A 12,970-nucleotide genomic window follows, 5' to 3' on the forward strand; every position below is an offset into this window, starting at 1 on the left:
AACCAGTCCTGCGCGCTGGCACGGGTGATCGCGCGCCACAGCGGCGTGAGGCGGAGCGACGCGTTGAAAAGGGTCCGCGTGACGGAACAGCAGGTCGGGCTGTCGCTCAGCCAGCGCGCAAGCAATGTGCAGGGCGCGTTCCAGGTATCTGCCGACCGCTTATCAGACGTGCAGGGGCGCCGGATTGTGCTGGTGGATGACGTGCTGACCACTGGCGCGACACTTGATGCCTGCGCAAGGGCACTGTTGCGTGCGAAGGCGGCGCAGGTCGACGTGCTGGTCTTCGCCCGGGTTGTGGATGCACCCCGCCCTCCCATATAATCGGCTGACTCCACGAACAATTGAGCGCCAGATGACTGCCGCCATCGAGATCTACACCCGCCCCGGCTGTGGCTATTGCACCGCCGCCCGATCCCTGCTGACCCGCAAAAAGGCCGCCTTTACCGAATACGACGCGGGCAAGGACTCGTCGGTCCGGCAGCAGATGTATGATCGCGTCGGCCCGGGCTCGACATTTCCGCAGATCTTCATCGGCGGTAGCCACATTGGCGGCTGCGATGATCTTTATGCACTCGACCGCGCAGGCAAGCTCGATGCCATGCTCGCAGGCGAAGGGGTGGCCTCATGAGCACGGACCGCAGCTTCACCGCTGCCCTGGTGCAGATGCGCACCGGCCTGATGCCCGAACCCAGCCTCGAGCAGGCGACCCGGCTGATCCGCGAGGCGGCGGCCCAGGGCGCCGATTATGTGCAGACGCCCGAAGTCAGCAACATGATGCAGCTCAACCGGGCGGCGCTGTTCGAGCACCTGAAGAGCCAGGACGAGGACGCCTCGCTCAAGGCTTATCAGGCGCTCGCTGCCGAACTGAAAATCCATCTGCATGTCGGCTCGCTGGCGCTGCGCTTCTCCGAGGACAAAGCGGTCAACCGCTCGTTCCTGATCGGGCCCGAGGGCGGCATCCTCGCGAGCTACGACAAGATCCACATGTTCGACATCGATCTGCCGGGCGGCGAAAGCTACCGCGAATCCGCTAACTACCAGCCTGGCGAGACCGCCGTGATCTCCGACCTGCCATGGGGCCGCATCGGGCTGACCATCTGCTACGATGTGCGCTTCCCCGCGCTCTATCGCGCGCTCGCCGAGGCCGGCGCCTGCTTCATCACCGTGCCGTCCGCCTTCACCCGTAAGACCGGCGAGGCGCATTGGCACACGCTGCTGCGCGCGCGCGCCATCGAGACCGGCTGCTTCGTGTTCGCGGCGGCGCAAAGCGGCCTACACGAGAACAAGCGCGAGACCTTCGGCCATTCGCTGATCGTCGATCCCTGGGGCGAGGTGCTGGCCGATGGCGGCACCGAGCCGGGCGTGGTGCTGGCCCGCATCGATCCTGGCCGGGTCGAGACCGCGCACAAGGCGATCCCCTCGCTGCAGCACGGCCGGCGCTTCGGCATGGCCGATCCGAAGGCGGGGCCCGACTATCTGCACCTGGTGCGGGGATCGGCATGATCCGCTACGCACTGCGCTGCGAACGCGATCATGCGTTCGAAAGCTGGTTCCAGAGCTCCGCGGCCTACGAATCTCAGATCAAGCGCAAGCTGGTGGAATGCCCGTCCTGCGGCTCGACCAAGGTCGAGAAGGCGATCATGGCGCCAAGGATCGTGAAGAGCATCGTCAGCAAGAAAAGCCGCGAGTCTGCGCCGCCGGTGCCTGCCACCGTTTCCGAACCTGTGTTGCCTGAGCCGGCAGTACCGGCCGGACCGCAGTCGCTGATGATGGCGCAGGAGCGCGAGCTGCGCGCCAAGCTGAAGGAGCTGCGCGACCATATCGTGAAGAACGCCGACAATGTCGGCGAGCAGTTCCCGACCGAGGCGCGCAAGATGCATTACGGCGACATCGAGCACCGGCCGATCTATGGCGAGGCCTCGCCGCAGGAAGCACGCGAGCTGGTTGAGGAAGGCATCGAGGTGGCGCCGCTGCCGGTGCTGCCGGACGACAGGAACTGACGGGCAAACCTCTCGTTCCGGGACGATGATTGCCGTCATTGCGAGCGAAGCGACGTGTCCCGCCATAGCCCGCAGGGCGACGGCGGAAGCAATCCAGAATTACGCACGCCTCTCTGGATTGCTCCGTCGCTACGCTCCTCGCAATGACGGTGGAGAAGCCATAGGCGACCAAGCAGAACCAGGCTCCCGGAATGTCCCCCCTCTCCTCCTCATGGCAGCTCTGGGCGCTGCTCTCTGCATTCTTCGCGGCACTGACTGCGATCTTCGCCAAGGTCGGCGTCGAGGGCATCAATTCCGATCTCGCTACCCTGATCCGCACTGCCGTCGTGCTGCTGACGCTGGCAGCGATCTTGTTTGCCACCGGCCAGCTTACCAATCCCGGCCCCATCTCGGCGAAGAGCTGGCTATTCCTGGTGTTGTCGGCGCTCGGCACCGGCGCGTCCTGGCTGTGCTACTTCCGCGCGCTCAAGCTAGGTCCTGCGACGCTGGTCGCGCCGATCGACAAGCTCAGCGTGGTGCTGGTCGCGCTGTTCGGCGTCGTATTCCTCGGCGAGCGCCCCTCGCAGCAAGGCTGGATCGGAATCGCATTGATCGCGGCCGGCGCGATACTGATCGCGCTCAAAGCCTGACTACACGGCAATCAGCAGCGCCACCCCGGCGACGATCAGCACGATGCCGCAGATCTCGCGCAGCGCGACCTTCTGCTTGAACGAGTAATACGACACGGCTTGCGCGAACAGCACCTCGAGCAGCGCAAGCGTGCGGACATTGCCCGCCGCCGCGAGCGCAAAGGCCAGGAACCAGAACTGCGACGAGAACGCGCCGACAAAACCCGCCAGCATCGACGGCCGCCACAATGCCAGGATCGCCTTGAGAATGCCGGGGGCGCGCACCAGCAGATAGATCGTCAGCAGCAGCGTCTGCAGCATCAGGCCCAGGACCAGCGTCGTGGTGGCAGCCGTCACGAAGGAGACGCCCTCGACCGTGATGATGGCGCCGCGGTAGCCGACCGCAGACAGCGCGAACGCGGCGGCCGCGCCAAGCCCGATCACCGTCGGCTTCCATTCGGCAAAGCGCTTCTCTCCGCCGGGCCGTAATGCCGTGACGATGACGCCGATGGTCGCGACCAGGATCGCGACCACCTTCATCACCGAGAGCGGGTCGCCGAGAAACACGAAGCCGAAGACCGCGGTCTGGATCGCTTCGGTCTTGAGGTAAGCGGTCGTCACCACAAAGGAGCGGTCGGTCATCGCCAGCAGCATCAGCCCGGTGCCGATGATCTGGCTGAACGCGCCGAGCAAGAGCCACGGCCAGAACACCGACGGCGGCCATGGCAGCCTATCGCCCGTGGCGAGCAGCACCAGGCCAAGAAACAGCAGCGAGAACGGGAAGCCGAACAGGAAGCGGATATTGGTCGCCCCCCAGGTGCCGAGCTTCGCCGTCAGCGAGCGCTGCATCGCGTTGCGCGCGACTTGGCCGACTGAGGCGGTCAGCGTGAAGGGAATCCAGAGCGTGGTGATCGAGAACATGAGACAGGATTAGACGGGAGGAATTCGGCGCCACCGTGCCGGGCGTATGCCGCGCGGTCAACAGGGGCGGGGCATGCCGGGATGCGGGCGGCCAGGCAATTGCGGCCGGGGCGACGGCGGTGGTGTGGCGAATGCCCGCGCGATGGAGCGCGGATGGCCTCAGCCGAGCTCCGCGACCCAGTTCGATGACGCGGCGTCCGATTGCGCCAGGGCGTTGCGGATCTGCCGCAACATCGCGCTGGCGCGGTGCGCGCTGTAATCGAGTAGCCAGCGCCCGAAGGCGGTCGCCGGCAGCGGGCGCGCGTAGAAGAAGCCCTGGATCGCATCGCAGCCGAGCTCGACCAGAAGCGCGCGCTGCGCGTCGGTCTCGACGCCCTCGGCGACGACGGCGAGGTTGAGGCTCTGGCCGACCCGCACCACCGCGGTCACGATCGCGCGCGTGCCGGTGTCGGTCACGAGATCGCGCATGAAGCTGCGATCGATCTTCAGCTCGTCGATCGGCAGTTGCGCCAGACGGCTGAGGCTGGAGTAGCCGGTGCCGAAATCGTCCAGCGACAGGCCGACGCCGAGCCGGCGCAACTCGCCCATGGTCGCGATCACGGTGGAGCGCTCGCTCAGGAATACGCCTTCGGTGATCTCGAGAATGAGGTGATTGGGCTGCAGCTCATGCTTGGCAAGGATGAGCGCCACCTGCGCCGCAAGGTTCACGTTCTGGAAGTTGATCGGCGACAGATTGACCGACACGGCCGGAATGTCGAGCCCGGCGCGGCGCCAGACCGCCATCTGGCGGCAGGCCTCTCTGATCGACCAGATGCCGATCTGCTCGATCAGCCCGCATTCCTCGGCCAGCGGAATGAACTTCGCCGGCGAGACCTCGCCCAGCACTGGATCATGCCAGCGCGCCAGCGCCTCGACGCCGTGAATGGTGCCGTCGCTGGAGCGGATCTGCGGCTGGTAATGCAAGGTCAAGGCTTCTTCGGCGATCGCCTGCCGCAGCGCCGTCGACGTCATCAGCCGCTGTTCGGCGATCTTGTTCATGTCGGCGCTGAAGAAGCGATACGTCGCACGCCCGGCGTGCTTGGCCTTGTACATCGCCGCATCGGCCTGCTTGATCAGCGTGTCGATATTGGTGGCGTTGTCCGGATAGAGACTGAGCCCCATGCTTGCCGACATCACCACCTGGCGCTTGCCGATCGTGAGCGGCGTGGCCAACGCCGCCGTGATTTGCGCAGCCATCAGCGAGGCCTCGACCGCATCGCGGTTCGGCAGCACGATGACGAACTCGTCGCCGCCGAGACGGCCGAGCATGTCTCCTGGCTTGATCTGGCCGCGCAGCCGCCTGGCGAATGCGACCAGGAACTCGTCGCCGGCCGCGTGGCCGAGCGTATCGTTGACATCCTTGAAATTGTCGGCGTCTAGAAACGCCACCGCGACGTGGCTGCCCTCGGCGCAGGCGCCGATGGCCTCGGCGATCAGGCCCGGAATCCGTGCCCGGTTGGGCAGCCCGGTGAGCATGTCATGAAACGCGATCCGGGCCATTGCCGCGCGCGCCTCGTAGCGCTCGATCGCCAGCGCGCTGAGCACCGTGCAGGCATCGACGATCTGCTGGTGCCAGCGGCTCGGACCGCGGGACTCTCGGAAATAGAATGCGAAGGTACCGATCGCCCGCCCGTCCCTGGCCTTGATCGGCGTCGACCAGCAGGCCCGCAAGCCCATCTCCAACGGCCGGGTCTTGAACTGTTCCCAGCGCGGATCGGTGTCGATATCGAGCGCGAGCACCGGCTCGCCGAGATAGGCCGCGGTTCCGCAGCAGCCGATCTCCGGTCCGATCGCAAGGCCATCCAGCGCCGCACAATAATCTGCTGCCAGGCTCGGTCCGCCGAGCGGATGCAGCAGCCCATCCTTGTCGACATGCAAGATCGAGCAGACGATGCCGGGCGCGAGTTCCTCGACCCGGCGGCAAAGCTGATCGGCGACGTCTTCGAGCGGACGCTCCTCGGCGAGCCCGGCAGTCGTCAATTGCTGCAGCGAGCGCAGCTGCTTGGTCTCGCTGATATCGCTCAGCAGGCCGAACATCTGCCTGATCTCGCCGCGCGCATTGCGATGCGCTTCGACGAACGCGGCGACCCAGATTTCCTGACCGTGCTTGTCCTGCAGCAGGAGTTCCTCCTCGGCGCCGCAGGCCGCGTTGAGCCCCTGCTCGAGCCGCGCGATGGCCCCTCGATCGAGATGCGGACTGGCCAGCAGGTCACGAACCAGACGCCCCTTCGCCTCCTCCGCGGAGTAGCCGAACATGGCGACGAAGGAGGCGTTGACGTAGATGACCCGCCGCTCGTGATCCGTGACGATGATGGCGCGATTGCTGCGATCGGAGACCGTGCTCAAGAGCGCGACGCGCTCGCGCTGCTCGACATCATCGGTGATGTTTCGTGCCAACAGGACAAAGCGGCCACCGTCCTCGCTCGTCACCCAGGACAGCGAGACGCTGATGCGACTGTGGCTGCCATCAGCATGCTGCAAGATCAGCTCCGATGGAGCGGCCTCGGACGTGCCGCTCGGACTGCCGGACATCAACTGCTTGAACGGCAGCCGCCTGAGCGCCCTGTCGAGGCGGCGGACCTTACAGCCGATCAGCTCGGCCCGGCGGCAGCGAAACAGATGCTCAGCCGCTGCATTCAGCCGACGGATCCGCAAGTCCGCTCCGATGACGGCCATCGCGTCGCTACAGCGCTCGAGCGCGGTCAGCAGAAAATCAGCGCTATCAGCCACGTTGCGTCCCTGGTGCTACTTTCGTTCGTTGACGGCATCCGCGGGGTGCGCTGAAGCAAGCCTGCTGTTGGCTGGGCAATGCAGATCCCAAGTACCTCTCCCAAGTACCTCGCCACGGTCGCCATCCCTCAGTTGTGGCGACCCCGTCGTTTCAACCGGGTTAATGACGCCTGCGTTCTCTGACGTTTTCCGCCCCCCGGCGGCAATTCTGCTCATTTCCTGAAGCAGATAACTGCACCTCGAGCACGCTTGCGCACACAAAAGCATGGCCCGGATCGAATGATCCGGGCCATGCTTTTCGATCTGGTTCCAAATGGACGTGATGCGGACGCGAGCCGATCAGTCGTCGATGCCGTACCGGTGCAAATCGTTGCCGCAGGTGTCGAGCCACTTCTTGGCACGTTCGACCGATGAGCAGACCCGCGCGCACACCTTCCAGAAGCGCGGCGAGTGGTTCATCTCGACCAGATGCGCGACCTCATGCGCGGCGAGATAGTCCAGCACGAACGGCGGCGCGAGGATCAGGCGCCACGAGAACGACAACGATCCGGCCGAGGTGCACGAGCCCCAGCGGCTCGACTGATCGCGGATCGAGAGCCGCTTGACCTTGACCCCAAGCTCGCCGGCGTAGTTTTCGGCCGCCCGCTGCAGGTCGCGGCGCGCCTCGCGCTTGAGAAAGTCGAGCACGCGGCGTTCGATATGGGTCACGTCGCCCGCGACGCACATGATCTTTTCGCCGCTGTCACGCGTCTCGGTCCACACCGTGCCGCGCTCACCGGCGCGATGCACGATCCGGTGCGGGATGCCGCGCATCGGCACCACGGTTCCCGGCAGAAACGGTGCAGCCTTCGGCAGACGACCGAGACGCGCGGCGATCCACGCGCCGTGACGTTGCGCGAAGTCCTTGGCCTCGATGATGGTGCCGCGCGGCGGCATCGTCAGGATGGCTTCACGGTCTGAGGGATGAATTCTCAGTGTATAACGTCGCGCTCGGCGGTGACGGCGCAATCTGATCGAGTAGATTTGCGACCCGTGCTTGACGAGAAGACGCGAAGGTTCGGCGGGCCGCCGATAGAGTAGCGCGCGAGTGGCCATATCTTTCAGTCCGGGGGGTAAGAGTTCTCCCGGATGTTGCCATATCCATCGCCAGGGAAAGTGCTTGGCGCAAAAACAAATCATTTGCCCAATATAATGGGGTATCGCGGCCTGCGCCCCCTACAAATTGGGGGTCTCGGCCGCAAACTTCAGTGAATCCGGAATCAAAAGCAACGCTCAAGGGATGACGCTATACTCATCCCTTCAAACGGGGCTGGAACCGGGTTTTGCGGGTCAAATCAACGCGTTACCGCAGGCCCGGATTCGACCCGCAGCAACGCGCTATTTCCCGTTATTCTGCGGCGAGCGAGAGCAACGACTTTGGATCCTGCGCCGACATCATGAAATCGTTGATGCGCGGCACGATTTCCGATTTGAAGCGCGAGCCGTTGAACACGCCGTAGTGTCCGACACCCGGCTGGACGTAATGAACGCGTCGATGCGCGGGAATCGACGAGCAGAGTTCGTGCGTCGCCTCGGTCTGGCCGAGACCTGAGATATCATCCTTCTCCCCTTCCACCGTCATCAACGCGACGCGCGTCACCTTCGACGGGTCCACCAGATTACCGCGATGGGTCATCTCGCCTTTCGGCAAAGCGTGCTTGATGAACACCGTCTCGACCGTCTGCAGATAATATTCGGCGGCGAGATCCATCACCGCGAGGTATTCGTCATAGAAGACGCGGTGCTTGTCGACCTGGTCGCCGTCGCCCTTCACCAGATTGGCGAACAGCGCCTTGTGCGCGTCCACATGCCGGTCGAGGTTCATGCTGATGAAGCCGTTGAGCTGCAGGAAGCCCGGATAGACGTCGCGCATGACGCCGGCATGCGGGAACGGCACCTTGGTGATGACGTGATTGCGGAACCAATCGATGCCACGCTCTTGCGCGAGATTGTTGACCGCGGTCGGATTGCGGCGGGTGTCGATCGGGCCACCCATCAGGGTCATCGAGATCGGCGTGAACGGATCGCGCTCGGCCTCCATGACCGAGACCGCCGCCAGCACCGGCACCGCCGGCTGGCACACCGCCACCACATGCATGTTGGTGCCGAGATCGCGCAGCATCTCCATGACGTAATCGATGTAGTCGTCGAGATCGAAGCGACCTTCGGCCAGCGGCACCATGCGCGCATCGGCCCAGTCGGTAATGTAGACCTCATGCGTCGGCAGGAAGGCTTCCACCGTGCCACGCAGCAGCGTCGCGTAATGGCCGGACATCGGCGCTACGATCAAAACCCGTGGCGCCGGGCTGCGCAGCGGACGGGTCAGCTTGCGATCGAAATAGAGCAGCCGGCAGAACGGCTTTTCCCAGACCACGCGAACCTCGACCGGCACGCGGATGCCGTTCACCTCGGTGAAATCGAGTCCCCATTCCGGCTTGCCGTAACGGCGCGTGGTGCGCTCGAACACCTCGCACGCCGCCGCGATCGACTTGCCGACCTGCGTATGTGACCACGGATTCAACGGGTTCTGGAACAGGATCTTGGCGGCGTCGCCCACCGCGCGCGCGGGATTGAGCGAGGCATGCGCCATCTCGTACATCCAGTACATCGGCGTCGTCAGGGCCGGACTGCCTTCTGACGCCAGTGGCGGTGCGCCGCCAAACTCACCTATCGGCATTCTCGTTTGATCCTCTCTGCAACGCAGCATAGTGACGAACACATAAATAAGCGTCAATGCGCAGTTCCACGGGTCAACGCGCCGAACCGGAGATTCTTCCAAATTTTCACGGGACAACGCGAATTATTCACCACCCGAGAGCAGTGACCCGGCGTGGCGGGCGCTGCGCAAAAGCGCAAGGAAGGCCGCGAACGACGCCAGCAGCAGCACGGCGTTGAGCGCAAGTGCCGACAGCATCAGGTCGGGGCGGAAGACGTGCTCGGTCAGGACCGCGCGCATTCCCTCGAAGACATAGGTCGGCGGCAGCGTCCATGCCACATGTTGCAGCCACATCGGCATGACGCTGACCGGATAGTAGACGCAGGTCAGCGGCATCAGCGCGAACATCAGCGTCCAGACGATGCCTTCCGCGCCGAGCCCGTTGCGCAGCACCAGGCCCGAGACGAAGATGCCGACCGCCCACGAGGTGAAGATCAGGTTACAGAAGAAGGCGATCAGCGGCAGGCCAAGGCTGTAGACGTTGAAATGAAAGAAAGCGATCGCCATCAAGGTCATCGGGATCACGCCGATCGCCAGCCGGACCAGGCTCATCGTCATCAGCGACAGCAGGAACTCGAGCGGCGTCAGCGGGCTCATCATGAGGTTGCCGAGATTGCGTGCCCACATCTCCTCCAGAAACGAGATCGAAAAGCCGAGCTGGCCGCGAAACAGGATGTCCCACAGGATCACGGCGCCGACCAAGGTGCCGCCGGCGCGGGCGAAGAAGCCGGCATTGCTGGCGATGTAGGTCTGCAGGAAGCCCCAGGTGATGATCTGCAGCATCGGCCAGTAGACCAGCTCCAGCATGCGCGGCCAGGACGACACCAGGATGTACCAGTAGCGCAGGATCATCGCCCCGATCCGGTGCGGGGCGATCTGCAAAGTCAGATTGTTCATTGCGCGGCCTCCCGGTTGCGGCCGCGGGCGACATCGAGGAATACCTCTTCGAGAGTCGCGCGGTTGTAGCGCGCCATGATTTGCGCCGGCGTATCGTCGTCCTCGATGCGGCCGCGCTTCATGATGATGACGCGGTCGCAGAGACGCTCGACCTCGAGCATGTTGTGCGAGGCGAGCAGGATGGTGGCGTTGCGGCGCTTGCGATAGCGCTCGAGATGGCTGCGTACCCAGTCGGCCGTGTCAGGATCGAGCGAGGCGGTCGGCTCGTCCAGCAGCAGCAGATCCGGGTCGTTGATCAGCGCCTTTGCCAGCGCCACCCGCGTCTTCTGCCCGGCGGAGAGCTTGCCGGAGGCACGGTCGAGGAAGTCGGTGAGGTCGAGGTCGGCGGCGAGCTCGGCGATGCGGGCCTTCAAGTTCTGCACGGCATAGAGCCGGCCGAAGATGGTGAGGTTCTGCCGGACCGTGAGCCGCATCGGCATGTCGACATAGGGGCTTTCGAAGTTCATCCGCCCCAGCACCTTGGCGCTCTCGGCCGGCATGCTGTGGCCGAGCACCTCGACGCGGCCCGAGGTGGGCAGCACCAGACCCATGATCATAGCGATGGTCGTTGTCTTGCCGGCGCCGTTGCCGCCGAGCAGGCCGGTGATGCTGCCCCGGCCGATGCGGAAGGAGATGTCGTCGACCGCTCGCGCGGTCTTGTACTGCTTGGTCAGATGCGAGACCGCGATCGCCGGCGCCAGCACGGAGGCATCGGACACGCCGGCATCAGATGCGCCCACCGGGACTGTATCATCGTCCGTCATGACCAGTTCATTGCGGCATTGCGCCGCCGAGCGCAACCGCCGGCCGCTGGTATCTTGGGTTTGTCGTCCTCGCGCGCCGACATTAAGTTCCTTGCCATGACCGACACGCTGATCACAGACCTGCCCGATACGGACTTCCGGCACCCGCAGCGCCGCGTCCGGCTCGACACCATCCTGCGGCTGCGCTGGCTCGCTGCGCTCGGTCAGCTGGCCGCGATCTTCATCGTGGTGCAGGGGCTGGAATTCGATCTTCCGGTGGTGCCCTGCCTTGTCATCGTCAGCGCCTCGGCGCTGCTCAATCTGGCGCTGCAGATCGTCTTCAACCCGATGCAGCTCTTGGAGCCGGTGCACGCCAGTGTCCTGCTCGCGCTCAACGTCATCGAGCTCTCCGCCCTGCTCTATCTCACCGGCGGCCTGGAGAACCCGTTCTCCTTCATGTTTCTGGTGCCGGTGCTGATCGGAGCGACCGCGCTGCCGGTGCGGCTCACGATCGCTCTCGGCCTGCTGGCGCTGGCCTGCACCACCGCGCTGTTCTTCTTCCATCTGCCGCTGCCCTGGGACAGCGACGAGCCGTTGATGCTGCCGCCAGTCTATCTGCTCGGCGTTTGGCTCTCGATAGCGCTCGCGATCGGCGTCACCGGCCTCTATGCGTTCCAGGTCACCGAGGAGGCGCGCAAGCTCTCCGACGCGCTGGCCGCGACCGAGCTGGTGCTGGCACGCGAGCAGCATCTGACCCAGCTCGACGGACTTGCGGCCGCCGCCGCGCATGAGCTCGGCACCCCGCTCGCGACCATCGTGCTGATTTCGCGCGAATTGGAGCAGGCGCTGCGCAGCGACGATGCGATCGGAAGCGACATCAAGACGCTGCGCGAGCAGGCGCAGCGCTGCCGCGAGATCCTCGGCAAGATCACCCAGCTCTCGTCGACCGGATCGATGTTCGACCGCATGAAGCTGTCGACCTTGATCGAGGAGACGGTGGCGCCGCACCGCGATTTCGGCGTCGACATCAAGGTCCGCATCGCGGTCGCGGCCAGCACCGAGCCGATCGGCACCCGCAATCCCGCCATCCTCTACGGCGTCGGCAACATCCTGGAGAATGCGGTCGACTTCGCCCGCGACACGGTCGAGGTCAATGCGTGGTGGAACACCGATACCGTCGAGATCGTCGTCTCCGACGACGGCCCCGGCTTTGCGCCCGAGATCCTGAAGCGGATCGGCCAGCCTTATCTGTCACGCCGGCGCGGCGGCGACGATGCCCAGCAGAGCGGCGGCCTCGGGCTCGGCGTCTTCATCGCCCGCACCCTGCTGGAGCGCACCGGCGCCAAGGTCTCGTTTACCAATCGCACCTTCCCCGATCACGGCGCGGTGGTCCAGATCGTCTGGCCGCGGCGACGTTTCGAGGCTGCGGAGGACAATGCCGAGCAAAACTAACGGTTATTTCGGCTCAAAGCGCGGCGTAGGGCCGCACCGAACGGTATTTGCCGGCCTTGGCAGGACCTTTTCGCGGCGCCATATATCTCGTTGGACTGGGAATGTTATCATTTCGAGCCTGTTTGAGGATTGACCCGTGACCGCCATCGCCGAACTCGCCAACCAGCCCGATCGCTCGCTGCTGATCGTGGAGGATGATAAGCCGTTTTTGGAGCGGCTGTCGCGCGCGATGGAAACGCGCGGCTTCGACGTCACCTCATGCGAGAGCGTCGCCGACGGCATCACGCAGATCGGCAAGGCCGCACCGGCCTTCGCGGTGGTCGACCTGCGGCTCGGTGACGGCAACGGGCTCGATGTCGTCTCGGCGTTGAAGACCAAGCGCCCGGATGCGCGCGCCATCGTGCTGACCGGCTATGGCAATATCGCCACCGCCGTCACCGCGGTGAAGCTGGGTGCAGTCGACTATCTGGCCAAGCCGGCGGATGCCGATGACGTGGTCGCCGCGCTGCTCTCGACCAAGACCGAGAAGTCCGAGCTGCCGCAGAACCCGATGTCGGCCGACCGCGTGCGCTGGGAGCACATCCAGCGCATCTACGAGATGTGCAACCGCAACGTCTCCGAAACCGCGCGCCGCCTCAACATGCACCGCCGCACCCTGCAGCGGATTCTGGCCAAGCGGGCGCCGAAGTAATCAGTCCAGCCACAACACGCGGTGCCGTAGCCCGGGTGAGCGAAGCGATCCCGGGGTTTGCTCGATAGCTGCGTCTCGGGATCGCTTCGCTCACC

13 protein-coding genes are annotated in these 12,970 nt (G+C 64.7%); 7 read left to right on the forward strand and 6 right to left on the reverse strand.

What is annotated here, in order from left to right; all coding sequences use genetic code 11:
- The 5 genes from WA702_RS05935 to WA702_RS05955 all read left to right on the forward strand — a co-directional run.
- Positions 1–321: ComF family protein (locus tag WA702_RS05935; protein ID WP_425109602.1), on the forward strand; the 321-nt coding region annotated here is incomplete at its 5' end.
- A gap of 31 nt (positions 322–352) precedes the next feature.
- Positions 353–628 carry a glutaredoxin 3 gene (gene grxC / locus WA702_RS05940; protein ID WP_425109603.1) on the forward strand — a complete coding sequence of 92 codons (276 nt, stop codon included), beginning with the start codon at positions 353–355 and terminating at the stop codon, positions 626–628.
- Positions 625–1,503 carry a carbon-nitrogen hydrolase family protein gene (locus WA702_RS05945; RefSeq protein WP_425109604.1) on the forward strand — a complete coding sequence of 293 codons (879 nt, stop codon included), beginning with the start codon at positions 625–627 and terminating at the stop codon, positions 1,501–1,503. The genes grxC and WA702_RS05945 overlap by 4 nt, the downstream gene beginning before the upstream one ends.
- Positions 1,500–2,000 (forward strand): DUF1178 family protein, encoded by a 501-nt coding sequence (locus WA702_RS05950; RefSeq protein WP_425109605.1) that lies wholly within the window; start codon positions 1,500–1,502, stop codon positions 1,998–2,000. The genes WA702_RS05945 and WA702_RS05950 overlap by 4 nt, the downstream gene beginning before the upstream one ends.
- Positions 2,001–2,191: 191 nt before the next feature.
- Entirely contained in the window at positions 2,192–2,629 is a 438-nt protein-coding gene (locus WA702_RS05955) for an EamA family transporter (RefSeq protein WP_425109606.1), read from the forward strand.
- Here WA702_RS05955 and WA702_RS05960 read toward each other — a convergent pair whose 3' ends face one another.
- The 6 genes from WA702_RS05960 to WA702_RS05985 all read right to left on the reverse strand — a co-directional run bounded on the left by WA702_RS05960 (position 2,630) and on the right by WA702_RS05985 (position 10,753).
- Positions 2,630–3,529: an EamA family transporter gene (locus tag WA702_RS05960; RefSeq protein ID WP_425109607.1), complete on the reverse strand. Its 900-nt coding sequence runs from the start codon at positions 3,527–3,529 to the stop codon at positions 2,630–2,632.
- A gap of 159 nt (positions 3,530–3,688) precedes the next feature.
- Positions 3,689–6,244, reverse strand: coding sequence for an EAL domain-containing protein (locus WA702_RS05965; RefSeq protein ID WP_425109614.1), 2,556 nt, complete (start codon positions 6,242–6,244; stop codon positions 3,689–3,691).
- Positions 6,245–6,637: 393 nt separating this feature from the next.
- Positions 6,638–7,477 carry a M48 family metallopeptidase gene (locus tag WA702_RS05970; protein ID WP_425109608.1) on the reverse strand — a complete coding sequence of 280 codons (840 nt, stop codon included), beginning with the start codon at positions 7,475–7,477 and terminating at the stop codon, positions 6,638–6,640.
- A gap of 208 nt (positions 7,478–7,685) precedes the next feature.
- Entirely contained in the window at positions 7,686–9,014 is a 1,329-nt protein-coding gene (locus WA702_RS05975; protein WP_425109609.1) for a polyhydroxyalkanoate depolymerase, read from the reverse strand.
- A gap of 123 nt (positions 9,015–9,137) precedes the next feature.
- On the reverse strand, positions 9,138–9,950 hold the full coding sequence (locus tag WA702_RS05980) for an ABC transporter permease (RefSeq protein WP_425109610.1): 813 nt from the start codon (positions 9,948–9,950) through the stop codon (positions 9,138–9,140).
- The gene (locus tag WA702_RS05985) at positions 9,947–10,753 is read right to left on the reverse strand and encodes an ABC transporter ATP-binding protein (protein ID WP_425109611.1); all 807 of its coding nucleotides are present in this window, start codon (positions 10,751–10,753) and stop codon (positions 9,947–9,949) included. Before WA702_RS05985 ends, WA702_RS05980 begins: the two co-directional genes overlap by 4 nt.
- A gap of 96 nt (positions 10,754–10,849) precedes the next feature.
- Between WA702_RS05985 and WA702_RS05990 the strand changes: the two genes are divergently transcribed.
- Complete coding sequence (locus tag WA702_RS05990) at positions 10,850–12,184, forward strand: ActS/PrrB/RegB family redox-sensitive histidine kinase (protein ID WP_425109612.1); 1,335 nt, start codon at positions 10,850–10,852, stop codon at positions 12,182–12,184.
- 136 nt (positions 12,185–12,320) lie between these two features.
- Positions 12,321–12,875 (forward strand): ActR/PrrA/RegA family redox response regulator transcription factor, encoded by a 555-nt coding sequence (locus WA702_RS05995; RefSeq protein WP_425109613.1) that lies wholly within the window; start codon positions 12,321–12,323, stop codon positions 12,873–12,875.
- Positions 12,876–12,970: the final 95 nt, after the last annotated feature.

The sequence above is a fragment of the Bradyrhizobium sp. genome, assembly GCF_049798375.1.
Classification (GTDB): Bacteria; Pseudomonadota; Alphaproteobacteria; order Rhizobiales; family Xanthobacteraceae; genus Bradyrhizobium.

Coding starts and splice junctions, on each gene's coding strand:
- WA702_RS05970 (WP_425109608.1), bottom strand. CDS start 7,477: ATGATTTGTTTTTGCGCCAAGCACTTTCCCTGGCGATGGATATGGCAA.
- WA702_RS05985 (WP_425109611.1), bottom strand. CDS start 10,753: ATGACGGACGATGATACAGTCCCGGTGGGCGCATCTGATGCCGGCGTG.
- WA702_RS05950 (WP_425109605.1), top strand. CDS start 1,500: ATGATCCGCTACGCACTGCGCTGCGAACGCGATCATGCGTTCGAAAGC.
- WA702_RS05980 (WP_425109610.1), bottom strand. CDS start 9,950: ATGAACAATCTGACTTTGCAGATCGCCCCGCACCGGATCGGGGCGATG.
- WA702_RS05965 (WP_425109614.1), bottom strand. CDS start 6,244: ATGGCCGTCATCGGAGCGGACTTGCGGATCCGTCGGCTGAATGCAGCG.
- WA702_RS05990 (WP_425109612.1), top strand. CDS start 10,850: ATGACCGACACGCTGATCACAGACCTGCCCGATACGGACTTCCGGCAC.
- WA702_RS05945 (WP_425109604.1), top strand. CDS start 625: ATGAGCACGGACCGCAGCTTCACCGCTGCCCTGGTGCAGATGCGCACC.
- WA702_RS05975 (WP_425109609.1), bottom strand. CDS start 9,014: ATGCCGATAGGTGAGTTTGGCGGCGCACCGCCACTGGCGTCAGAAGGC.
- WA702_RS05960 (WP_425109607.1), bottom strand. CDS start 3,529: ATGTTCTCGATCACCACGCTCTGGATTCCCTTCACGCTGACCGCCTCA.
- WA702_RS05955 (WP_425109606.1), top strand. CDS start 2,192: ATGTCCCCCCTCTCCTCCTCATGGCAGCTCTGGGCGCTGCTCTCTGCA.
- grxC (WP_425109603.1), top strand. CDS start 353: ATGACTGCCGCCATCGAGATCTACACCCGCCCCGGCTGTGGCTATTGC.